This is a genomic window from Bradyrhizobium sp. HKCCYLRH3061 (assembly GCF_051168015.1).
Taxonomy (GTDB): Bacteria; Pseudomonadota; Alphaproteobacteria; order Rhizobiales; family Xanthobacteraceae; genus Bradyrhizobium.
In genome coordinates this window covers 111,126-132,275 of sequence record NZ_JBNPUE010000002.1, presented here as the reverse complement: position 1 = coordinate 132,275, position 21,150 = coordinate 111,126, and the positions used below count along the sequence as shown (strand labels likewise).

General features: G+C 67.0%; 21 protein-coding genes and 1 tRNA gene. 12 read left to right on the top strand and 10 right to left on the bottom strand.

What is annotated here, in order from left to right:
* Positions 1–20: 20 nt before the first annotated feature.
* The 5 genes from ACQR2C_RS04520 to ACQR2C_RS04500 all read right to left on the bottom strand — a co-directional run bounded on the left by ACQR2C_RS04520 (position 21) and on the right by ACQR2C_RS04500 (position 6,903).
* On the bottom strand, positions 21–674 hold the full coding sequence (locus ACQR2C_RS04520; RefSeq protein WP_434880575.1) for a hypothetical protein: 654 nt from the start codon (positions 672–674) through the stop codon (positions 21–23).
* 45 nt (positions 675–719) lie between these two features.
* Positions 720–1,421 carry a hypothetical protein gene (locus ACQR2C_RS04515; RefSeq protein WP_316182202.1) on the bottom strand — a complete coding sequence of 234 codons (702 nt, stop codon included), beginning with the start codon at positions 1,419–1,421 and terminating at the stop codon, positions 720–722.
* 111 nt (positions 1,422–1,532) lie between these two features.
* Positions 1,533–2,891 carry a sigma-54-dependent transcriptional regulator gene (locus ACQR2C_RS04510; protein ID WP_434880574.1) on the bottom strand — a complete coding sequence of 453 codons (1,359 nt, stop codon included), beginning with the start codon at positions 2,889–2,891 and terminating at the stop codon, positions 1,533–1,535.
* Entirely contained in the window at positions 2,876–4,321 is a 1,446-nt protein-coding gene (locus ACQR2C_RS04505) for a sensor histidine kinase (protein ID WP_434880573.1), read from the bottom strand. Before ACQR2C_RS04505 ends, ACQR2C_RS04510 begins: the two co-directional genes overlap by 16 nt.
* Positions 4,322–4,437: 116 nt before the next feature.
* A complete protein-coding gene (locus tag ACQR2C_RS04500; RefSeq protein WP_434880572.1) occupies positions 4,438–6,903 on the bottom strand; it encodes a PAS domain-containing protein in 2,466 nt (821 codons plus the stop codon).
* Between the two features lie 226 nt (positions 6,904–7,129).
* Here ACQR2C_RS04500 and ACQR2C_RS04495 point away from each other — a divergent pair, with 226 nt between their 5' ends.
* The 5 genes from ACQR2C_RS04495 to ACQR2C_RS04475 all read left to right on the top strand — a co-directional run bounded on the left by ACQR2C_RS04495 (position 7,130) and on the right by ACQR2C_RS04475 (position 12,004).
* A complete protein-coding gene (locus ACQR2C_RS04495) occupies positions 7,130–8,257 on the top strand; it encodes a zinc-binding metallopeptidase family protein (protein WP_434880571.1) in 1,128 nt (375 codons plus the stop codon).
* A gap of 68 nt (positions 8,258–8,325) precedes the next feature.
* Positions 8,326–8,553 carry a hypothetical protein gene (locus ACQR2C_RS04490; protein WP_316237782.1) on the top strand — a complete coding sequence of 76 codons (228 nt, stop codon included), beginning with the start codon at positions 8,326–8,328 and terminating at the stop codon, positions 8,551–8,553.
* Positions 8,554–8,710: 157 nt separating this feature from the next.
* A complete protein-coding gene (locus tag ACQR2C_RS04485) occupies positions 8,711–10,726 on the top strand; it encodes an acetyl/propionyl/methylcrotonyl-CoA carboxylase subunit alpha (RefSeq protein WP_316237783.1) in 2,016 nt (671 codons plus the stop codon).
* Positions 10,727–10,838: 112 nt separating this feature from the next.
* Complete coding sequence (locus ACQR2C_RS04480; protein ID WP_434880570.1) at positions 10,839–11,705, top strand: isocitrate lyase/PEP mutase family protein; 867 nt, start codon at positions 10,839–10,841, stop codon at positions 11,703–11,705.
* A complete protein-coding gene (locus ACQR2C_RS04475) occupies positions 11,702–12,004 on the top strand; it encodes an acylphosphatase (RefSeq protein WP_434880569.1) in 303 nt (100 codons plus the stop codon). The genes ACQR2C_RS04480 and ACQR2C_RS04475 overlap by 4 nt, the downstream gene beginning before the upstream one ends.
* 24 nt (positions 12,005–12,028) lie before the next feature.
* Here ACQR2C_RS04475 and ACQR2C_RS04470 read toward each other — a convergent pair whose 3' ends face one another.
* Positions 12,029–12,838: a class I SAM-dependent methyltransferase gene (locus ACQR2C_RS04470; protein WP_434880568.1), complete on the bottom strand. Its 810-nt coding sequence runs from the start codon at positions 12,836–12,838 to the stop codon at positions 12,029–12,031.
* A 149-nt stretch (positions 12,839–12,987) separates the two neighbouring features.
* Here ACQR2C_RS04470 and ACQR2C_RS04465 point away from each other — a divergent pair, with 149 nt between their 5' ends.
* Genes ACQR2C_RS04465 through ACQR2C_RS04455 form a run of 3 tightly spaced genes read left to right on the top strand, consistent with a single transcriptional unit; the run spans position 12,988 to position 15,667 of the window.
* On the top strand, positions 12,988–13,557 hold the full coding sequence (locus ACQR2C_RS04465; RefSeq protein WP_316182153.1) for a GbsR/MarR family transcriptional regulator: 570 nt from the start codon (positions 12,988–12,990) through the stop codon (positions 13,555–13,557).
* Positions 13,558–13,574: 17 nt separating this feature from the next.
* Positions 13,575–14,234, top strand: coding sequence for a DUF4166 domain-containing protein (locus ACQR2C_RS04460; RefSeq protein ID WP_434880567.1), 660 nt, complete (start codon positions 13,575–13,577; stop codon positions 14,232–14,234).
* Positions 14,231–15,667 (top strand): TIGR01777 family oxidoreductase, encoded by a 1,437-nt coding sequence (locus ACQR2C_RS04455; protein ID WP_434880566.1) that lies wholly within the window; start codon positions 14,231–14,233, stop codon positions 15,665–15,667. Before ACQR2C_RS04460 ends, ACQR2C_RS04455 begins: the two co-directional genes overlap by 4 nt.
* Before the next feature lie 13 nt (positions 15,668–15,680).
* Here ACQR2C_RS04455 and ACQR2C_RS04450 read toward each other — a convergent pair whose 3' ends face one another.
* Positions 15,681–16,727 (bottom strand): helix-turn-helix domain-containing protein, encoded by a 1,047-nt coding sequence (locus ACQR2C_RS04450; RefSeq protein ID WP_434880565.1) that lies wholly within the window; start codon positions 16,725–16,727, stop codon positions 15,681–15,683.
* Between the two features lie 59 nt (positions 16,728–16,786).
* Positions 16,787–17,644, bottom strand: a complete 858-nt coding sequence (locus tag ACQR2C_RS04445) for a LysR family transcriptional regulator (RefSeq protein WP_315804924.1) — start codon at positions 17,642–17,644, stop codon at positions 16,787–16,789.
* Positions 17,645–17,752: 108 nt separating this feature from the next.
* Between ACQR2C_RS04445 and ACQR2C_RS04440 the strand changes: the two genes are divergently transcribed.
* The gene (locus ACQR2C_RS04440; protein ID WP_434880564.1) at positions 17,753–18,181 is read left to right on the top strand and encodes a tautomerase family protein; all 429 of its coding nucleotides are present in this window, start codon (positions 17,753–17,755) and stop codon (positions 18,179–18,181) included.
* 2 nt (positions 18,182–18,183) lie between these two features.
* Here the strand turns inward: ACQR2C_RS04440 and lipB are convergent, their stop codons facing one another.
* On the bottom strand, positions 18,184–18,906 hold the full coding sequence (gene lipB, locus ACQR2C_RS04435) for a lipoyl(octanoyl) transferase LipB (protein WP_434880563.1): 723 nt from the start codon (positions 18,904–18,906) through the stop codon (positions 18,184–18,186).
* Between the two features lie 65 nt (positions 18,907–18,971).
* Between lipB and ACQR2C_RS04430 the strand changes: the two genes are divergently transcribed.
* The 3 genes from ACQR2C_RS04430 (at position 18,972) to ACQR2C_RS04420 (ending at position 20,936) form a co-directional block, all read left to right on the top strand.
* On the top strand, positions 18,972–19,220 hold the full coding sequence (locus tag ACQR2C_RS04430) for a FliM/FliN family flagellar motor switch protein (protein WP_315717718.1): 249 nt from the start codon (positions 18,972–18,974) through the stop codon (positions 19,218–19,220).
* Positions 19,221–19,356: 136 nt separating this feature from the next.
* A tRNA-Leu gene (locus ACQR2C_RS04425) sits at positions 19,357–19,441 on the top strand.
* Between the two features lie 169 nt (positions 19,442–19,610).
* Positions 19,611–20,936 (top strand): DUF6538 domain-containing protein, encoded by a 1,326-nt coding sequence (locus tag ACQR2C_RS04420; RefSeq protein WP_434880562.1) that lies wholly within the window; start codon positions 19,611–19,613, stop codon positions 20,934–20,936.
* Here ACQR2C_RS04420 and ACQR2C_RS04415 read toward each other — a convergent pair.
* Positions 20,926–21,150 (bottom strand): hypothetical protein, encoded by a 225-nt coding sequence (locus tag ACQR2C_RS04415; RefSeq protein ID WP_434880561.1) that lies wholly within the window; start codon positions 21,148–21,150, stop codon positions 20,926–20,928. The genes ACQR2C_RS04420 and ACQR2C_RS04415 overlap by 11 nt on opposite strands.

Genomic DNA, 21,150 nt, shown 5'->3' with positions numbered 1-21,150 from the left:
CGTTGCGTCAGTGCAGGCGATCACGCGTGCGCGTGATCGTGCTTGGGCCCATGCTTGTGCTTCGGTCCGTGCTTCGGTCCGTTCTTGGGACCATGCTCAGGGCCCTTCTTGGGGCCATGCTTGAGCGGCTTGAGGCTCTTCAGGTCCGGGCCCGCCTCGCGGGCGTGGATGACCCGGCCGAAGCGCGTGTCGATGCCGTCGCCACGAACCGCCAGCGTCGCTTTCGGCGCGAGCAGCTCGGCAATCTCCTTGGCTTCCTTCGGCCCGATGCGCACGACGGTGCCGTCGGTCAGCAGCGCGCCGCGCAGCTCGCCCTTGGGGCCGAACAGCGACAGCCGCACCTTGCCTTCGACGTCCATCCGGTGATGGTCGTGCTTGGGGTGCTCGCGCTCCTCGTCCGGGCCGTGGTCGATGATCTGCCGGCCATCTTCAGCCGACACGGCGACCGCCGCGAGCAGTTGCGCCCCGCGCGGCTTGACGCCCCGCGCGCCGACCGTATCGCCCGCCTTGATGTGGTGCGTCAGCTCCGCCGCCATATGCGGCGGCGTATGGACGAGGATGTCCTTGTCGCCTGCCCGCATGACGAAGCCGTCGACCTCGCCATGCGGATTGAGCACGAAGCGTTCGAGCACGCCGTTCACGAGCGGCAGGCTTTCGGGATCGATCCAATGCATGTTCGTCTCCTGTGGTGCGTTCGTTCGTGATCGAAAGGAAAGAGATCAGCCGCGCGGCGGAGGCGGCGGCGGGCCGAGCCGGTCGGGGCCGCCCCTCGGGCCGCGTGGCGGGCGCGGACCGTCGATCTCCGTCATCTGATCCGGCGAGGTGCCGATGGCCTTGACGTCGACGAGCTTGCCGAGGGCGGTCTCGAGCAGGTCGCCGCGCACCGAGATCGTCTGTCCGGGATGCAGCCAGTCGGCCAGCCGTTCGGCTTCGGGCGGCGGCAGGCGGAGCGACGTGCCGTCATCGAGCACCGCGCCGTTGACCTCGCCGCGCTTGCCGTGCAGCACCGTGGCGATCCGTCCGCTGACCGTCTGGTCGGCGCCGTGCCGGCCGGGGCGGTCGGGCGGACCGTCGTCCACGACGGTCTTGCCGGTCGCGATGTTGGTGATCGAGGCCGCGTCGACCAGCGGCAGCGCGCGGGCGCGCAGGCCGCGGATCGAGACGCCATCGCCCGGCCGGATCGTGAACACGACCTGAGCCGTCAGATGCGGCGGCAGCTTCACCTCGGTGCCGTCGTTGAGAATCAGTCCGTCGACATCGCCGCGCGGCGTCAGCGTGTATTGCTTGACGATCCCGCGTGTCTCCGGAAGCTGCGATGCATCCCACGTCGCATCCGGCGGGGACAGTGGTGCCTGGGCGCTGGCCGCAGTCATGCCGCAGCCCGCTGCGGCGAGCATCAGCGCGGCCATGATCGGCGTCATCTTTCGCGTCATCCTGGAACTCCTTTGGCAGGGGTGACGCAAGATGGTTCGCAACGGCCGTGCCAAGTGCCGGACGACGACAAATCAATGGGTTGCATGAAGGCTAGGGCGCTAGGCGTCGTCTTTCCCGACGGCGCGCGTCGGATTTCCTGACGCCTGCTCGTCACCCAGACCGTAGCGCTGCATCTTGGTGTAGAGCAGTTGCCGGTTGATCTTGAGCTGTCGCGCCGCTTCGGTGCGGTTGCCGCCGCACGCCGCCAGCGCGCGGCGGATCAGGCGCTCTTCCAGCCGGGCCACCGCCGCCGGCAGGTCCGTCGAAGTCTCCGTCTCCTCGTCATGCGGCGCGTCGGTGATGTCGAGATCGTCGGCGTCGATCAGGACTCCTTGCGTCAGCACGCAGGCGCGTTCGATCACGTTGCGCAACTCGCGGACATTGCCGGGCCAGGGCGCATGAGCGAGCTTGTCGATGGCCGCGTCGGTCAGTTGCGGGCGCGGCCGTCCCTCCGATGCCAGCGCCAGGAAATGGCTGGCCAGCGGCACGATGTCCTGGGCGCGCTCGCGCAGCGGCGGCAGCTCGATCGGGATCACGTTGAGGCGGTAGTACAGATCCTCGCGGAAGGCGCCGCTCGCGACCAGCCTGGCGAGATCGCGATGCGTGGCCGCGACGACGCGGGCCGACACCTTCACCGGCTTGCCGCCGACCGGCGTGATGACGCGCTCCTGCAGGGCGCGGAGGATCTTGGCCTGCATCGGCAGCGGCATGTCGCCGATCTCGTCGAGGAAGAGGGTACCCGACCCGGCATCGCGGAAGGCGCCGGCGCGGTCGGAGCTGGCGCCGGTGAACGATCCCTTGAGGTGGCCGAACAATTCGCTCTCGAGCAGATCCCGCGGGATCGCGGCGCAGTTTACGGCAATGAAGGGAAACGCGCTGCGCCGGCTGTGGACATGAAGCGCGCGCGCGACCAGCTCCTTGCCGGTGCCGGTCTCGCCCCGGATCAGCACCGTGGCGTCGGCATCGGCGGCGCGGCCGATCGTCTTCTGCACCCGGCGCATCGCCTCGCTGGTGCCGATCAGCCCGCTGTCGTCGACGCAGGCCGTGTCCTGCTGCTGAGACCGGCGCGGCGGCAGCCGCGCGATCAGCTCGCGCAGGGCATCGCGGCCGATCGGCTTCACCAGGTGATCGAATGCGCCGAGTCGCATCGCCTCGATCGTGTTCTCAGGGCTGGCATAGGCCGTCAGCACGATCACCGGAGGCGCATCGCCGTCGGCGCGGATGCGGCGCAGGGTCTCGATGCCGTCGAGCCCCGGCATGCGCAGGTCGAGCAGCACGGCATCGGTCGCGGGAGACACCATGCCGATCGCTTCGCGGCCGGAGGCCGCCGTGATCGCCTCGTGGCCGAGATCGGTCAGCGTCTCCGCCAGCCCGTCGCGTAGCGCCGCATCGTCGTCGACGATCAGGATGGTTGCCATGGCAGGGAGATCTCGAAGCTGGTGCCGGTGCTGACAGGGGCGAGTTGCGCATCGCCATGATGGGCGCGCGCGATCTCGCGCACGATGGCAAGTCCAAGCCCGGTGCCGTCGGCGCGGGTGCTGACGAACGGCTCGAACAGGCGATCCCTGATGCCGGGGGCGATGCCCGGGCCGCTGTCGGTGACGCGAAACAGCAGGCGTCCATCGGCGATCTCGGCTGCGACGACGATCTCGCCGCCCTCGGGGGTGTTCTGGATCGCATTGAGGATCAGATTGTCGAGCGCGCGCTGCAGCTGCGCGGGATCGAAGCAGCACCGCGCGGAGGAGGGCGCGACGGCGCGGAGCGACTGGCCGTGGCGCGCGGCAACATCGCGGTGCGCTTCGATCGTGGCCTGCAGGAAGTCGTCGAGCTCGACGGGACGGGTCTTCGGCTGGCTCGCCTGGGTCATCGCCAGGAGATCGCGCAGCAGCGCGTCGAGCCGCGCCACCTGCTGCAGGATCGCTTCGAGCGCGCCGGCCTTGCGCGCAGGGTCGGGAGAGGCGAGCGCGTTCTCCGCCTTCAGGCGCATCGCCGCGATCGGATTGCGGATCTCGTGGGCGAGCGTGGCCGACAGCCGGCCGACGGCTGCGAGGCGCTCGGCGGCGGTTGCGCGCATGCGCTCCGCCGAGAGGCGATGGCCGGCATCGTTGACGGCGTCGACGAGGCGGTCGAGCTCGCGGGCGCCGGTGTGCGGCAGTTGCGGCAGGTCGGCATTGTCCGTCGGCTCGCCCAGCGCCGTCTCGATCATGGCGATGCGGCGTGACCACGACACCAGGATCCAGGCCAACCAGATCGCCGAGCCGAGCAGCGTCGCCGCCAGCACGATCAGCCCAATCAGCAGATGCGTGTAGGCCGGACCTTCGGCCGCGGCGGCGCGGGTCATGGTCCAGGCGGTGACGTTCTGGAGCGGACCGCGCAATGGGCAGGCATGAACGATCAGGGTCTGCGACCGTCCGGCATTCTTTGTCGTGAAGGGGCGGCCGCTGCGCTGCGCGTCGCTGTTGATCTGCTTGATCACGCTGAGTTCGGCTGCCGGCAGGTCGGTCTTGGGTCCGGTGCCTTCGTAGGTCGGATAGGCGTAGGCCAGCGACCCGGTCTCCGTCTGCCAGATGCCGCCTTCGACGCCGGGCGTCGCAGCCAAGGCGGACTGCACCAGCGGGATGAGGTCCTGCTTCAGGCTGTCGTCGACCGGCGCGCCGCGCCAGCCCGAGACGAAGAACTGATAGCGGTCGGCGATGTCGCGGCAGCCGCGCGTGACCAAGTCCTGCGCGCGCGCCACGCGCGCGTCGTTCGACTGCTGGAACGACTCGACAAGAAGATACGCCGTCGCCGCGCCGGAAACTGCCAGCATGAGCCAGAGCGCCGACAGCCGCGAGCGAAGGGAGCGCATCAAATGGTCCGCAATGACATCGGATGACCGCGTGCGGCGCGACGCGCGGACGCGGTTCACGGCACCTCATTGCGGAACAGAACGTCCGATCGGCAATGTTGGTTCCCGATGCCGGCTCAGCGCGGCAGCGGCGCCTTCTCGGCCATCGCCTTGCGCAGGATGCGCGACAGCGATTCCACCGAATAGGGCTTCTTGATCAGCTCGAAGCCGTGATGGGCATTTTCCGCCAGCACGTGGCTGTAGCCGGATGTCAGCACCACCGGCAGGCCGGGATAGCGGTCGCGGATGATGCCGGCAAGCTCGAGGCCGTTGATGCCGGGCATGATGACGTCGGAGAACACGAGATCGACGGCGAACTCATCGTTTGCCAGGATCGCCAGCGCATCGGCGCCGTTGGCGACGCGGCGCGTCACATAGCCGAGATCCTCGAGCAGCTCGGTCGAGAACTGCCCCACCTCGTCATTGTCCTCGACCACGAGCACGCGGTAGCCGCGCCCGATGGTCGCCGGCTCGATGCGCGCGGCGCCCGCTTCCGTGCCGGATTCCGTTGCCGTGGCTTGTGGCAGATAGATCGTGAAGGTCGCGCCGTGGCCGATGCGGCTGTCGACCGCGATGTCGCCTTCGGACTGCTTGGCGAAGCCGAACGCCTGGCTGAGGCCGAGACCCGTGCCCTTGCCGACCTCCTTGGTGGTGAAGAACGGTTCGAAGATCGCGTTGAGATGTTGAGGCGCGATGCCGCCGCCGGTGTCCGTGACCGAGATCGCGATGAAGGCCCCGGGGCGGGGGCCCTGGCCGCGCAAGGCCGGAATGCTCTCGGTTCGCTGAACGCCGATCTGCAGATGACCTTCACCGTTCATGGCGTCGCGCGCATTGACGGCGAGATTGATCAGCGCGGTCTGGAATTGCGCGACGTCGGCGAGCGTGAAAAGCCCGCTGTCCGTGACCGCGAGGTCGATCTGGATGCGGCTGCCGACGAGAGGACGGATCAGTTGCACGACGTTCTCGACCTGCTCGCCGACATTGAACACCTGCGGCGTCAAGGGTTGCCGCCGGGCGAAGGCCAGGAGCTGCGCGGTCAGCTTCGAGGCGCGCTCCACCGTCTCCGAGATCGCGTCGACATAGCGCCGGCGCCGCTCCTCGGGAAGATCGCGGCGGCGCAGGAAGTCGGTGGCCGAGCGGATGATCGTGAGCAGGTTGTTGAAGTCGTGGGCGACGCCGCCGGTGAGCTGGCCGACCGCCTCCATCTTCTGCGACTGCCGCAGCAGCTCCTCGCCCTGGATGCGCTCGGTGACGTCGACGGCCTCGGCGACCGCGCCGGTGACCACGTCATGCTGGTCGAACAGCGGCCGCATTGACAGCTCGAAATGTCGCTGGCCGCTGGCGAAGTCGAGCCGCATCTCGGTCCGGAAGCTTTCGCCGGCGAGAACGCGGGCGAACGCCTTGCGCAGCATCTCGGTCACGCCCGGCGTATGGGTGAACCAGGGCGCATCCCAGAGCGGCTGGCCGATGACGTTCACTTCACCGGCGCGCATGCCGGCGACCGCGATGCGGTTGGCATGCATCACGCGGCCCTCGACGTCGAGGATGGCCTGATACTGATTGCTGGTGTCGAAGATCGCGCGCATGCGCGCTTCATTGGCCTCGAGTTGGGCGGTGCGCTCCCTGATACGCTCTTCGAGGGTCTCGTTGACGCGGCGCAGCTCGATCTCGGCCTGCTTGGCGGCCGTGACGTCGTGAGCGACGCCGATGAACCCGACATGTTTGCCGTTCGCATCCCAGCGCGGCTGCGATTCCGAGCGCAGCCAGCGCCATTCCCCGTCGGCGCGCCGGTAGCGCGCCTCGAGGAAGAACGGCTTCAGCGAGCACTCTCCCGACTGCTGCTGCGCGAGGATGCGCGGAAGGTCCTCGGGATGCAGCACCTTGCGCCAGTCGAAGGCCAGCGCCTCGTCAGGGGGCAGGCCGAGGAAATCGATATAGGCGCGATTGACGAAGGAGCGGGTGCGGTCGAGCTTCGTCACCCAGATCGGCACCGGCGCGCTGTCGGCGATCAGCCGGAAGCGTTCCTCGCTCTCGCGCAGCTTGGCCTGCGCCAGCATCTGGTCGGTGACATCGATATGCGCGCCGACCAGACGGATCGCACGGCCGTTCCAGTCACGCTCGATGCGGGCGATGACGCGGACCCAGCGGATCTCGCCGTCGCTGGGACGGATGATGCGGTATTCGGTGGTGTAGTCCTCCTGATCGCTCTTCACCGCGGCGATGAAGTCCCGCTCGGCCTTGACGCGGTCGTCGGGGTGGACGCGCCTGACCCAGTCTTCGTGAGTCTCGTGGACGGCCTCCGGCGGCAGGCCGTGAATGATCAGGTATTCGGGGGAGCGGCGGTTGCGGTAGCCCTCGCGCAAATCGACCTCGACGCCGCCGACCCGGGCGATGCGCTGAATGCGCGCGAGCTCCGCCTCGCGCTCCTGCAGCGCTCGGTAGGCCTGATCGCGATCGCGGGCGATCTCCTCGATATGCTGGCGCAGCGCGTCGGCGGCAGCCTCCGGCCTCACCTCGTCTCTGGGCGCATCCGCGCTGTTCATGCTGACCTGTACTGGTGTGGCGAGCAGTCGTCCGAGAATTCCACCGCGGGTGTTCGGAAGCGTGGCGACATTGGGTTCAAGGAAAGCAAACTGGGCAGAGATTAAGGCGGGCAAACGACCGCATGACGTGAACGTCGGGGCAGATAAAAAGTTCCGCGCTCCCGGAACGGACTGTTACTGTCGTGCGTCGTCAGGCCCTGAACTCCGCAACACGTAGGTCCATACCGTGAAGCTCTTCGTCTGTCAGGCCTGCAAGAACATCCTGTATTTCGAGAATCGCAGCTGCGGTCGCTGCGGCCATCAGCTCGCCTTCATGCCGGAGCGCCAGACCCTGTCGGCGATCGAGCCGGCGGAGGAGGGGGTTCGGACGCTCGCCGACCACGGGTCGGGGCGCTTCTTCTGCGCCAATGCCGAGCACGACGCCTGCAACTGGCTGCTCGAGATCGGTGAGACCGCAGGCTTCTGCCGCGCCTGCCGGCATAACGGCACGATTCCCAATCTGTCTGATCCCGCGCAACTCGCCGGATGGCGAGAGCTGGAGGTGGCCAAGCACCGGCTGTTCTACTCGCTGATCCGCTGGAAACTCCCTGTGAAGACACGCATCGAGGATCCCGAGCACGGGCTGATCTTCAACTTCCTCGCCGACGACCCCGCCGGCCAGCAGAAGGTCATGACCGGCCACGACAACGGCCTTATCACCATCGCGCTGGCCGAGGCCGACGATTTCGAGCGCGAGCGGCGCCGGCTGGAAATGGGCGAGCCGTACCGGACCTTGCTCGGTCATTTCCGCCACGAGGTCGGGCACTATTTCTGGGACGTGCTGGTGCGCGATGCCGGCCGGCTCGACGAATGCCGGGCGGTGTTCGGCGACGATACCCAGGACTACGGCGAGGCACTGAAGCGGCACTACGAGCAGGGGCCGCCGGTGAACTGGCAGGACAATTTCGTCTCCGCCTACGCCACCACGCATCCGTGGGAGGATTTTGCCGAGACCTGGGCGCACTACCTCCACATCGTCGATACGCTGGAGATGGCCTCCGAGTTCGGTATCGAGATCGATCCGCCCGCCGACCAGATCGGCGGACTGACAGCGCGCGTCACCTTCGATCCGTATGTCGCGGAGGACTTCGACACCATCGTCAACGCCTGGCTGCCGTTCACCTTCGCCATGAACAGTGTCGCCCGGGCGATGGGCGCGCGCGATCTCTATCCCTTCATCCTGACGCCGCCGGTCATCGGCAAGCTGGGCTTCATCCACCGCCTGGTGCGGCAGGGCGGCCGGGAGACGTCCGTCACCCTGGCGCCCGAAAAGCCGCAGGCCGAGTCGCAGCATCAAGAGATCGGGGCGGCGTGATCCGCCTTGACTCCAGAGAACATAAAGTGAACATGGCGGCGTGACCGGAGCGAGGACCGCCATCGCGCATGCAGCCCAGATCGCAATCCAACACCGATGCTCAAGCCGCGGACGCTGAACACCTCGCGCTGGAGGCCGCCGTGGACCAGGCCATTGCTGCCTGCGGCGGCGATCTGCGCGCGGCCATTCGGGCCCTGATTGTTGCGAACGATTTTCTCGAGACCGAGGTCGGTGAGCTCATGAAGGCGGTGTCCCACGCCTATGCCCGCGGACGTTTCCACAGCTATTCCGGGTAACGGCAATGCCCGCGGCTGGCATGCCTCGCCGGACGGCACGGTCGGAACGAGAGGCGGGTTGCGCGCGGGCGATTTTGGTATAGACGAACCGATCAAGCTCGCGGTGTGACGCCTGTGCCACGAGCGGGGAGCCCGCCCAAAGGTATCAAGCAAGAACATGTTCAAAACCATTCTGATTGCGAACCGCGGCGAGATCGCCTGCCGGGTCATCAAGACTGCCCGCCGCATGGGAATCCGAACCGTTGCGGTCTATTCGGAAGCCGACCGCGATGCGCTGCATGTCGAGATGGCAGATGATGCCGTGCTGATCGGCCCGCCCGCCGCCGCCGAGAGCTATCTCCTCATCGACCGCATCGTCGAGGCCTGCAAGAAGACCGGCGCCGAGGCGGTGCATCCGGGCTACGGCTTCCTGTCCGAGCGCGAGGCTTTCCCGCGGGCATTGGCCGAGGCCGGCATCGTCTTCATCGGCCCGAACCCAGGCGCGATCGCCGCGATGGGCGACAAGATCGAATCGAAGAAGGCGGCCGCCAAGGCCAAGGTCTCGACCGTGCCCGGCTTCCTCGGCGTCATCGAGGACGACAAGCACGCGGTGCGCATCGCCGACGAGATCGGCTACCCCGTGATGATCAAGGCCTCCGCCGGCGGCGGCGGCAAGGGCATGCGCATCGCGCATTCGACTGCCGAAGTGGCCGAGGGCTTCAATCTCGCCAAGGCCGAGGCCAAGGCCTCGTTCGGCGACGATCGCGTCTTCATCGAGAAGTTCATCACAGATCCGCGCCACATCGAGATCCAGGTGCTCGGCGACAAGCATGGCAACGTGATCTATCTCGGCGAGCGCGAATGCTCGATCCAGCGCCGCAACCAGAAGGTCATCGAGGAGGCGCCGTCGCCGCTGCTCGACGAGGAGACGCGGCGCAAGATGGGCGAGCAGGCCGTGGCGCTCGCCAAGGCCGTGAACTACGACTCCGCCGGCACCGTCGAGTTCGTCGCCGGCCAGGACAAGAGCTTCTACTTCCTTGAGATGAACACGCGCCTGCAGGTCGAGCATCCCGTGACCGAGCTCGTCACCGGCATCGATCTCGTCGAGCAGATGATCCGCGTCGCCGCCGGCGAGAAGCTTTCGCTTGCGCAGAAGGACGTGACGATGACCGGCTGGGCGGTGGAATCCCGCGTCTATGCGGAAGATCCGTTCCGCAGCTTCCTGCCGTCGATCGGCCGCCTCGTGAAGTATCGCCCGCCGGCGGAGAGCAAGGCTGACGGCATCACCGTGCGCAACGACACCGGCGTGCAGGAGGGCGGCGAGATCTCGATCTATTACGATCCGATGATCGCCAAGCTCGTCACCCATGCGGAGTCGCGGGCTGCCGCGATCGAGGCGCAGTCGACCGCGCTTGATGCGTTCTATGTCGACGGCATCCGCCACAACATCCCGTTCCTGTCGGCGCTGATGAACCATCCGCGCTGGCGCGAGGGCCGGCTGTCGACCGGCTTCATCGCCGAGGAGTTTCCCAAGGGCTTTGCCGCGCGCGCGCCGGAAGGCGAGATCGCGCGCCGGCTGGCGGCGGTGGGTGCTGCGATCGACCACGTGCTCGGCGAGCGCAAGCGGCAGATCTCGCAGCAGATGATCGGCCGGCCTGTGAAGCGGCAGGGCCGCCGCGCGGTGTGGCTCGGGCGTGACGAGATCCTGCTCGACATCACCAGGGAGAACGGCGCGATCACGGTCCGCTTCGTCGGGGGCGACGGCAAGGTCGGCCCGGCGCATCAGCTGGTGTCGGATTGGAAACCGGGCGATGCCGTGTGGCACGGCACCATCGATGGTGCGGCCATCGCAGTGCAGACGCGTCTCATTGCGAACGGCGTGCGGCTCGCGCATCAGGGCGTCGAAGCGCCGGTCTACGTCTACACGGAGGCCGAGGCGACCGCGGCGCGGCTGATGCCGGTCGTCACCGCCGGCGACAGCGGCAAGAAGCTGCTGTGCCCGATGCCCGGCCTCGTGGTCTCGATCGCCGTGACCGAAGGGCAGGAGGTCAAGGCGGGCGAGACGCTGGCCGTGATCGAAGCCATGAAGATGCAGAACGTGCTGCGCGCCGAGCAGGACGGCACGGTAAAGAAGATCCACGCGACAGCAGGGGCCACGCTCGCGGTCGATGCGCTGATCCTGGAGTTTGCGTAGTAAGTCTAACCGCCGTCATTGCGAGCGAAGCGAAGCAATCCAGGGCCGAGCAAGAGACTCTGGATTGCTTCGTCGCTTCGCTCCTCGCAATGACGGAGAGAGGTAGGGCGTGATGACGTTCCGTACTCGCCGAGAAGCGTTGCGCACAATCCTCGCCAGCGATCGCTGCGTCCATCCCGGCTCCGTTTACGACGCGATTTCGATCCGCGTTGCCGAGGACCTCGGCTTCGAACTCGGCATGTTCGGCGGCTCGGCGGCTTCGCTCGCCGTCCTCGGCGATCCCGACATTGCCTTGATCACCTTGACCGAGCTCGCCGAGCAGATGCGGCGGATGTCGCGCGCGGCAGCGCTGCCGGTGCTGGTCGATGCCGATCACGGCTACGGCAATGCGATGAACGTGCGCCGAACGGTGCAGGAGCTGGAAGCGGCCGGGGCCGCGGGTCTCACCATCGAGGATACGCTGCTGCCGCAGGGCTATGGCGAGGCGAAGCCGCAGCTGATCCCGTTAGCCGAGGGTGTCGGCAAGGTGAAGGCAGCGCTCGACAGCCGAGGCGATCCCGCGCTGGTCATCCTGGGGCGGACGGGCGCCGTTTCCATCACCTCACTCGACCACGCGATCGCGCGGGCCAGGGCGTATGAGGCCTGCGGCGTCGACGGGCTGTTCTTCACCGGCATCACCGCGCGCGATCAGCTCGACGCGGTCGCGGCCGCCACCACGCTGCCGATCGTGCTCGGCGGTGCGCCGGAGGAGATGTCCGATCTCGGCTATCTCGCCTCGCGCCGTGTCCGCGTCGCGCTGCAGGGCCATGCGCCGATCGCCGCCGCGACGCAGGCGGTGTATGAGACGCTGAAGGCGCTGCGTGACGGCGTCTCGCCGAAGCAGCTCAAGGGGCTGCCGTCGGCCGAGCTGACGGCACGCGTGATGCGCGACGCCGATGTGAAGAAGCGCCTGCGCGATTTTCTGGGGCTCGGATCATGACCGATCGCGCCACCGTCCACGTCATGGTTCGCGGCCGCGTCCAGGGCGTCGGCTACCGCGCATGGGTCGAGGACCAGGCCATCCTCAACGGCCTCGAAGGCTGGGTGCGCAACCGCACCGATGGCAGTGTCGAGGCGTTGTTCGCGGGTGCCTCGGACGACGTCGCCGCCGTGTTGGCAGCCTGCCGCGAGGGACCGCCAGCAGCGCGTGTCGATGCCGTGATGGAAAACCCGGCGACGGCCGATCAGCTCAAACCGCGCCGGCCGGGCGAGGCGTTCTCCGTGTTGCCGACGCTCTAACGACACGGCGCGCGAGTCCGTCGCTCACCCCGCTGAGATCACCAGCGCCTGTATCCGGCCTTCGATGGCACCCTCGCCAAAGCGGCGCGCCAGCGCTTCCGCGGTCGCCTGCGTCACGGCGGCGAGGCCGGGCGTGCCGCGCGCTTCGATCTCGCCGCGCATCGGCGTGCCCTGGCAAAATGCCATGGCCGGGTCCTGAGGCGAAGCCGCGCGGCTGCGATGCGTCACCGTCTCGATCGCGATGTCCGTGAAGCCCGCTGCGGTCAGATCGGCCTTGATCCGCCCGGCATCGAAATAGCCGTGCGGAGTCCGGGTGAAGAACTGCGGCGGGCTTTCGGGGAAGACCTGTTGCAACGTCTCGTGAACGACGTGAGGAATTTCATTCTCCTCGATCCGGTCCCAGACGTTGAAGACGAAACGTCCGCCGGGCCGGAGCACGCGGCGGGCCTCCGCATAGCCCTTGACGCGATCGGGGAAGAACATCGCGCCGAACTGACAGGCGACGGCGTCGAAGCTCGCATCGGCAAAGGGCAGGGCCAGCGCATCGGCTTGATGAAATGCGATGCGGTCCGCAGCGGCGAGATGGGTCTTCGCCTGCGCGAGCATCGGCTCGTTGAGGTCGGTGGCGGTGATCCGGACCTCCGGCGGCAGTTGAGCCTGCAGGGCCCGCGTCACCACGCCGGTGCCCGCCGCCGTCTCCAGTACGTCGCGCGGCAGGTACGCCGCGATGCGCCGCGCGAGGTCCAGCGCATAGGGCGCGAAGATCAAGGGAACCATCAGTTGATCGTAGATCTGCGGGATCGATCCAGTGAACGCCTTGTCGGATGCCGTCATGGCTTGCTCCTGTTGCAGAGGGGGGCAGGCGGGGAACCGGGCGGTCGGCAGGCGCAAAATGTGCGCCGTAACATCCGTCTGGCCGGCCGCCAGTCCGGTTCAAAGCCGCGCCTCTTGACATTCACTCTCTTCAGTCAGATATTTCTGTCATGACAGAAATTACAGGTCATCGAAAACTTCCTCCCGCCGTCGAGCGCTTCATCCTCAACTGGGGCGACATGGGCGACCAGTGGGGCGTGAACCGCTCGGTGAGCCAGATCCACGGGCTGCTGTACCTCGCCGAGAAGCCGATGACGGCGGAGGACATCGCCGACACGCTCGGCATGGCCCGCTCCAACGTCTCGAACTCGCTGAAGGAGCTGCTCGCCTGGGGCTTGATCCGGCGCGTGCCGATCCTCGGCGACCGCCGCGATCATTTCGAGGCCGAGACCGACATCTGGGAGGTGGCGCAGCGGATCGCGGCCGGCCGCAAGGAACGCGAGATCGATCCCGCCATCGCGGCGCTGCGCGCCTGCGTCGCGGAGGCGACCGGCGATCCCGCGATCAGCGCGGTCGCAGCCAAGCGGCTGAAGGACATGCTGGCGTTCACCGAGCTGGTCGACCGTTGGTACGTGCAGATGCTGAAGGTGCCGCGGCCGCGTCTCGTCGCGCTGATCAAGCTCGGCGAGAAGATCGCAAATCTGCTGCCCACGGGAAGGTCCAGGTCGGGCAGCGCTTGAGAAGAGTGGAGGGCGTCATGGTGACCATGCGACATCCCGGACTTTCAACGCCCTCCAGCGCCAAGCTTCATGACGATTACAGGTTTCGTGCGCTGCTGTCCGCCGAGGATTGGGGACGGCTGCCGGTGTCGATCTGGCGCCGCTTCTCCAAGCGCCTCGCCGATGGCGCCACCGTCGTCTATGTCGGCGAGGTCGATCAGGCCGAGATCAGCCGTGCCGGCTTCTGGTTCGCGCATCTGGCGCGGCTGATCGGCGGGCCGCTGCCGACGCGCGCGAACATCGGCGTGCCGATGATCGTCGCGGTGACCGAGGACGCGGCGAGTGGCGGCCAGATCTGGACGCGCATCTGCGGGCGCCCGCATGGCTTCCCGCAGGTGATCCATTCCGCCAAGCGCTTCGCCGGTCCGACGGGGCTCGAGGAATATCTCGGCTGGGGCCTCAGCATGAGCCTGCGCGTCGGCGTCGCCGATGGCGCGCTTCATTTCCATAGCGCCGGCTACACGTTCGACTTAGCCGGCCGGCGCTGGGTGCTGCCGGCATGGCTCACGCCCGGCGACCTCACCGTCACCCATTCCGATCTCGGCAGCGGCGTCTTTCGCTTCTCGCTCGAGATCGTCCATCCGCGCTTCGGGCGCATCATGCGCCAGAGCGCAGTGTTCCGGGAGTCCGCACCATGACGCCGCTGCTCTGGTCCCTGATCGCGCTTCAGATCGTGATGGGCGTGTTCGACACCTTCTATCACCATGAGTTCACCGAGCGCCTGGCCTGGCGCCCGTCACAGCGGGGCGAGCTCAAGCTGCACGGCGTCCGCAATGGGCTCTATGCGCTGCTGTTCGCCGTCCTCGGCTGGTGCGAGGTGCATGGATTGTTCGCGATCCTCGTGCTCGCGGTGCTTCTGGCCGAGATCGCCATCACCCTCACCGATTTCGTCGAGGAGGATCTGACGCGCAAGCTGCCGCCGAGCGAACGCATCAATCACACACTGCTCGCCATCAACTACGGCGCGATCCTGACGCTGCTGGTGCCGCTGCTGATCGGCTGGGCGATGGAGCCTTCGGCGATCGTGCCGGCCTATGCCGGCGTGCTGAGCTGGATTGCGGCTGCCGCCGCGGTTGGCGCTGCCCTGTGCGGCCTGCGCGACTTCGCCGCGGCACGACGCCTTGCGCGAATGTCGCAGCCGGATGCGACCGGGCTGGTCGCGGCGCTGCCGCCGGCGCAGACCATCCTCATCACCGGTGCGACCGGTTTCATCGGCGCGCGGCTGGCGGCTGGTCTCACTGCGGCCGGTCATCACGTCGTCGCCCTGGTCCGCGACCCGGCCAAGGCCGCCATGTTGCCGGCGCCGCTGACCTTGATCACACGTCTCGATCAGCTCGCCTCCGGCACCCGTATCGACGCGATCGTCAACCTGGCCGGCGAGCCGATCGGCAATGCGCCTTGGACCGCGGCCAGGCGCGCGACGATCCTGCAGTCCCGGCTTGCTACCACGGAAGCGGTCGTATCCCTGATCGCGCGGCTCGACCGCAAGCCGAAGGTGTTGGTCAACGGTTCGGCGATCGGCTGGTACGGCCTGTGGCAGGACCAGCCGCTGACCGAATCGGCCAAGTCGCATGCCTGCTTCAGCCATGACCTCTGCGACGCCTGGGAACAGGCGGCGCGCGGTGCCGAAGCGCACGGTGTCCGCGTCGCACTGCTGCGGATCGGGCTCGTCGTCGGCCGCGACGGCGGCTTCCTGGCGCGGATGCTGACGCCGTTCGAGTTCGGCCTGGGCGGGCCGTTCGGCTCCGGCCTGCAATGGATGTCCTGGATCGAGCGCGACGATCTCGTTCGGCTGATCGCCCATGTGATCGCGACCGATGCCATCACCGGGCCGGTCAATGCGACGGCGCCGCTGCCGGTGCGGAATCTCGCCTTCACCGCCGAGCTCGCGCGCTGCCTGCGGCGTCCGGCGCTGCTGCGTGTTCCCGCCGGCCTCTTGCGCCGGATCGGCGGCGACTTCGCCGAGGAGCTCTTGCTCGGCGGCCAGCGCGTGGTGCCGAACAAGGCGCTGTCGAGCGGCTTCGTGTTCCGGCATCAGAGCCTGCGCAGCGCGCTCGAATCCATCCTGTGAGCGGCCGAGCGCGTCATGACCGCTCGCCCCGGGCCATCGTCGCCGATGGCAGCTCGCCGAACGTGGCGCGGTAGTAGCGGGCGAAGTGTCCGGCATTGGCAAAGTTGCAGGCGGCGGCTGCCGCCGCCACCGTGACGGCGGGATCGCCCGAGCGCAGCATCTCGTGGGCGCGCCGCAGGCGCACCGATTTGGCAAAGGCCATCGGCGAATAGCCGCGCACACGCTCGAACAAGCGGAAGATCGACCGGACGCTGACGCCGGCCTCGCGCGCCAAGCGCTCGATCGTGATCGGCTCGCGCCAGTTGGCCTCGATGTAGTCCTCTAGCCGCTTGACCAGGCCGAAATCCGGCATCGGAGAGGGATCCAGGAGCGTGTCGCGGAAACGATGACGGCTGGCGCAGAGGAAGGCGACATGTACCGCATCCTCCAGCTCGCGATAGACTGCGGCGGGGAACGCCGTATCCTGCTCGTTGAGCTGGGTCGTCAGGAAGTCCAGCAGCCGCATCAGGCTGCGGGCCTGCGGATCGGCGGCCGGAATGGCAGGGTCGATCACGAAGTCGGTGCGCGGCTGCACGCCGACCAGCGCCGTGAGGCGCCGTCGCAGCGCCTGCGGATCGAGCCGCAGGGTCAGTCGCCGATGGCCGCCCTGGCACGCCATCTGCCATGGCGCGCCGGCCGGCGCGACCGCGAACTGATGCTCATTGACGTCGGTCGCCTCGCCGGGAGTGCAACTGACCGCGCGTCCCTTCAGGGCGATCTGCACTCTGATGAAGTCGGCGGCGCGATGGTCGCAGACCATGTCGCAGGTCGTGGTGCCGAAGGCGAGACCGATGGTCTCGAGTTCGATCAGGTTGACGATCGCCTCGAAGCGCTCGGCGTTCCTGAAGTCGACGCGCTCGGCGCCGAGCCGGCGCCCCGCGAGGTCGCGCAGCACGTCGGCGTTCGAGGTCCGGATCAGCGCGTGGCGATGCAATGGTTCGAGGCCGGTCGCGCCGGTCGAGGCCGGGCTCGGCTTTGCTGGGGCGCTGACGAGGTCAGCTGCGGTCAAGAGACGGTTCAAGCCGCTGCTCCTGAACTCCGATTATTAACCCATGCTACATCAGGTCCTGTCGGCGTCAATTACTTCGACATCGCGGCGCTTCGGAATGCCGCGGCCAGCGTGCGCAAGGCCGCGCGCTTGGCCGCATCGCCCGCCTTTGCATGCAGCATCACCTTGGAGCGGCCGAGCTTGGGCAGGCCGAGATCCGTTCCGATATCGATCAGTCCGCTGGGTGCGATCCGGCGGGCCAGCGGCGCAATCGCAAGACCGGCGCGCGCGGCGGCCGCAACGGCCGTCACCCCGCCGCCGACGAACGTCTCGCTGAAGCTGATTCGCGCGCGCTCGAGCGCGCGGACCGCGATGCTGCGCACGCCACAGGGCGGTGCGAGCGTGGCGAGCGGCAGCGTGCCGCCGGCCGGCAGACGAAATCTGGGCGCTGCGAACCAGCCGAACTCGTCCGTGATCAACGCCTCGCCACCGCGGCGGCTCGCCTCCTGGCGGACGATCACGGCGTCGAGCTTGCCGGCATCGTAGCGGTCGAGCAGGTCGCGCGAGAAGCCGATGCTGACCGACAGGACGAGGTCCGCCATGGCAGCATGCAACTGCTCGAGCATCGGCACCAGCTCGGGGCCGGCGACGTGATCGCTGATGCCCAGCGACAGCAGCGGCCGGACACGCGGCGCGCCGGCGAGCGCGAGGTCATGCGCGGCAACCAGCGCGCGGGCGTTCTCGGCGAAGGCCGCGCCGTCGGCGGTGAGCCGGACCGCGCGCGGCGAACGCTCGACCAGCCGCTTTCCGAGCAGCGCTTCGAGCCGCTGCAGCTTAAGACTGACCGCGGCCTGGGTGGTGCCGAGCGTCTCGGCCGCCCGGGTGAAGCTGTGCAGGTCGCTCACCAGCAGAAAGGCGCGGACGGTCGCGATGTCGAGCGTGGCGGTCATATGAACTCGTTATCATTGATATCCATATCGATAAGATACCAAAATGAGCGGCGCGCGGCTAGCTTTGCTCCCGAAGCGCAGTCACGCGCTGGATACCGAGAGCCGACCATGCCGTTGATCAACATCGTCTATGCCAGCCAGCGCCGCTCGCCGTCGCTGAAGAAGGCCATCGCGGACGCCATCACCGAATTGACCGCGTACATCCTGCGCAAGGATCCCAAGGTCACCGCCGTCATCGTCTCGGAAGCGGATGCCGCGGACTGGTTCGCCGGCGGCGCCTCGCTGGCGGAGCAGGGGCTTGCCAGCTACTGGATCGACGTTCACGTCAGCGAAGGCACCAACACCAAGGACGAGAAGGCCGCCTATCTCGCCGCGGTGTTCGCGCGCATGGCCGAGCTGATCGGCCCGCTGCATCACGAGACCTATCTGCATGTCGACGAGGTCAAGGCGGATGCCTACGGCTTCGGCGGCCTGAGCCAGGAGCGCCGCTATGTTGCGGCGAAGCTCGACGTCCCGCCGCAGCAGGGCGCCGCGTGAGCTCATGCCGTCTCCGGCTGCGCGACGCTGACGGCGCCGAACACGCTCTCGAACGCCTGTCGGAACGCGACGTCGACATCGGCGAGCGTCACCGGCAGGCCGAGATCGACCAGGCTGGTGACGCCGTAGCGCGGATCGGTCACGCCGCAGGGCACGATGGCCTGGAAGTGCGACAGGTCCGGCTCGACATTGATGGCGATGCCGTGGAAGGTCACCCAGCGCTTCAGCCGCACGCCGATGGCGGCGATCTTGTCCTCGAAGCCCTCGCCCTTGTCGGGCCGCTTGACCCAGACGCCGACGCGATCCTCGCGCCGCTCGCCGCGCACGTTGAAGGCGTCGAGGGTGCGGATGATGGTCTCCTCGAGCGCGGCGACATAGGCGCGCACGTCGGGGCGCCGCCGCTTGAGGTCGAGCATGACATAGGCCACGCGCTGGCCGGGGCCATGATAGGTGACCTGGCCGCCGCGGCCGGTCGGCACCAGCGGAAAGCGCGGATCGCGCAGGTCTTCGGCCTTGCCCGACGTGCCGGCGGTGTAGACCGGCGGATGCTCCAGCAGCCAGACCATCTCCGCGGCCTCATGGGCGGCGATCGCGGCCGCCCGCGCCTCCATGAATTCGGTCGCCCGGGCGTAGTCGACTGGCGAATCGGAGATGCGCCAATCCACGGCGTTGCCGGGAGGGCCCTCAAAGGTGGTCAGGTCGAGTGTTTCGCGGCTGTTAACCATTGGCTAACCACAACATGGTGATGTCTGGGCAATCAAAATCCAGTCGTGACTTCGGTGGTCCTGCAGTGTCAACCCTCGATAAAGTGACAGTCGACCTGATGGTCGTTCTCGGCACCTGCTCCATGCCCATCCACCAGGTTCTGCGCCTGTCCCGCGGCGCCATCATCGAGCTGGATGCCACCGAGGCCGACGACGTCAAGGTGCTCGCCAACAATCTGCCGATCGCAAATGGGGTGGTGCTGGTCGACCGCAACCGCATCGCGGTCGAGGTCAAGCAGATGCTGCCGCGCTCGCCGACGCCGACGTCGCGATAGCGCGCCACGGCCCACGCCAAAACCGTCCACAATCCGGTATTTTAGGGCAGGGCGGGCCTTGTCCCCCTGACATCGATTTGATACACGGGCGCCACTGATCCGGTGCCGCCCTTCCTCTGGCTCCGGCTTCTTCTTCGCGCTCGTGGCGGAATTGGTAGACGCGCTGCCTTGAGGTGGCAGTGGGTAACACCGTGGGGGTTCGAGTCCCTCCGAGCGCACCACACAACCTCACCTTCTCAAAATTTATCTTGTTGAAAGCGCTGCGGAATTTTCGCGGCGCGCTTTCGGCTGTTTCGTCATGGCCTGGAATTGTGATACAGTTTGGGATCAATTTGGGATACATTGCCGAAAGATGCACGCTTGGTAAGGCAGGAAAAGCAAGACCGTTGGTTGATCCAACGCAACGGCGTCTATTACTACCACCGGCGAGTTCCTAAGCTCGTCGCCCACCTGGACGATCGAGCGCCGTTTGCACGGCAAAGCCTGAAGACTGACGATCTGGCAAAGGCGCGAGCGCAGCGGGACATCCTCGAACAGGCCGATAACGCCCTTTGGGCGTCCATGCTGACGGACGGCAAGACCGACGCGGCGTTGGCCGCTCACAAGGTCTCCCGCGCCCGTGCAGAGGCTCTGGGGTTTGCTTACCGCCCGGCTTTGGAGGTGGCGCAGCTACCGCTCGAAGACCTCGTCAGGCGCTTTGCGGCAATCTCTGATCTGCGGACGCCGGTGGCCTTAGAGACGGCGGTCCTTGGCGGCGTGGATCGGCCACGGGTCAAGGTCTCGGAAGCCTTTGAGATCTACTGCAACGAGATTGCGGCCGTCGAAATCGTCGGCAAGAGCGAAGAGCAGAAGAAGGCGTGGAAGAAGGTCAAGAAGTACGCCGTTGACGCCTTCACCAAGGTTGTCGGGGAAGACCTCGCGATGGACGACATCACGCGCGACCACGCGAAGAAGATGCACGAGCACTTCAAGGGGCTGATCGCGCCAAAGGACGCGAAGGCCGCCAAGATGTCGGCGTCGCTTGGCAAGCGTCGCCTAGGCGATATGAGCATCCTATACAAGCGCTACTATGCCCATATCGGCGTTGAGGGCAGGGCCAATCCATTCGAGGGCCTGACCTTTAGTCAGAAGTTCAAGAAGCGTCGGCTGCCATTCCCCATCGAGTGGGTCCGCGACGTGATCCTGAAGCCCGGCGCGCTCGCTAGCCTGAACGACGACGCTCGTCATATCATCATGGTCTGCATCGAGACGGGCGCTCGCCCGATCGAGCTTCGGTACCTTCGCGCCGAGCGCATCAAGCTCCATGAGAAGGTGCCGCACATCCTTGTCGAGCCGTCATTCGACCCCGACGAACCACACGAAGTGAAGACCGTATCGTCGGTCCGGCGCATCCCATTAGTCGGCGTCGCGCTCGAAGCGATGAAGCTCCACCCTGACGGGTTCGAGCGCTACCGCGAGAACGGCAACAAGTTGTCGGCGACTGTGAACAGCTATCTCAAGGAAAACAAGCTACAGCCGACCGGCAAGGAAACGCTGTACAGCTTCCGGCATACGTTCGAGGATCGGTTGAAAGAGGGCAGGATCGACGACGAGTTGCGAAAGATTCTGATGGGGCATACCATTGACCGCGAACAGTATGGCTCTGGCGGATCGCTGAAGCTGTATCAGGAAGAGCTACTGAAAATCGTCTATCCGTTCGACAAGTCTATCGTCTGACGCGACGGAGCGCGCGAGCCATCGTGGACTCCCTTGCCTTTTTCGCCTCGATCTCGGCCTCAAGCCGCTCGAAGATCGGTAGGTAGACTTCGCCGCCTTGTGGCGCGCGCTCCATCGCGATCGCAAGCCGATCCAGGCAGCGTTCGAGCAACTCGATTGTGATCTCGCCATTGGCAGAAATCTTGCCGATGGCGTTGTCGTTTGCAGGCCTCAT

Bases quoted from the DNA above. Each gene is read 5' to 3' on its own strand.
- ACQR2C_RS04520 (WP_434880575.1), bottom strand. From the start codon at position 674: ATGCATTGGATCGATCCCGAAAGCCTGCCGCTCGTGAACGGCGTGCTC.
- ACQR2C_RS04515 (WP_316182202.1), bottom strand. From the start codon at position 1,421: ATGACGCCGATCATGGCCGCGCTGATGCTCGCCGCAGCGGGCTGCGGC.
- ACQR2C_RS04510 (WP_434880574.1), bottom strand. From the start codon at position 2,891: ATGGCAACCATCCTGATCGTCGACGACGATGCGGCGCTACGCGACGGG.
- ACQR2C_RS04505 (WP_434880573.1), bottom strand. From the start codon at position 4,321: ATGCGCTCCCTTCGCTCGCGGCTGTCGGCGCTCTGGCTCATGCTGGCA.
- ACQR2C_RS04500 (WP_434880572.1), bottom strand. From the start codon at position 6,903: ATGAACAGCGCGGATGCGCCCAGAGACGAGGTGAGGCCGGAGGCTGCC.
- ACQR2C_RS04490 (WP_316237782.1), top strand. From the start codon at position 8,326: ATGCAGCCCAGATCGCAATCCAACACCGATGCTCAAGCCGCGGACGCT.
- ACQR2C_RS04485 (WP_316237783.1), top strand. From the start codon at position 8,711: ATGTTCAAAACCATTCTGATTGCGAACCGCGGCGAGATCGCCTGCCGG.
- ACQR2C_RS04480 (WP_434880570.1), top strand. From the start codon at position 10,839: ATGACGTTCCGTACTCGCCGAGAAGCGTTGCGCACAATCCTCGCCAGC.
- ACQR2C_RS04475 (WP_434880569.1), top strand. From the start codon at position 11,702: ATGACCGATCGCGCCACCGTCCACGTCATGGTTCGCGGCCGCGTCCAG.
- ACQR2C_RS04470 (WP_434880568.1), bottom strand. From the start codon at position 12,838: ATGACGGCATCCGACAAGGCGTTCACTGGATCGATCCCGCAGATCTAC.
- ACQR2C_RS04465 (WP_316182153.1), top strand. From the start codon at position 12,988: ATGACAGAAATTACAGGTCATCGAAAACTTCCTCCCGCCGTCGAGCGC.
- ACQR2C_RS04460 (WP_434880567.1), top strand. From the start codon at position 13,575: ATGGTGACCATGCGACATCCCGGACTTTCAACGCCCTCCAGCGCCAAG.
- ACQR2C_RS04455 (WP_434880566.1), top strand. From the start codon at position 14,231: ATGACGCCGCTGCTCTGGTCCCTGATCGCGCTTCAGATCGTGATGGGC.
- ACQR2C_RS04445 (WP_315804924.1), bottom strand. From the start codon at position 17,644: ATGACCGCCACGCTCGACATCGCGACCGTCCGCGCCTTTCTGCTGGTG.
- ACQR2C_RS04440 (WP_434880564.1), top strand. From the start codon at position 17,753: ATGCCGTTGATCAACATCGTCTATGCCAGCCAGCGCCGCTCGCCGTCG.
- lipB (WP_434880563.1), bottom strand. From the start codon at position 18,906: ATGGTTAACAGCCGCGAAACACTCGACCTGACCACCTTTGAGGGCCCT.
- ACQR2C_RS04415 (WP_434880561.1), bottom strand. From the start codon at position 21,150: ATGAGGCCTGCAAACGACAACGCCATCGGCAAGATTTCTGCCAATGGC.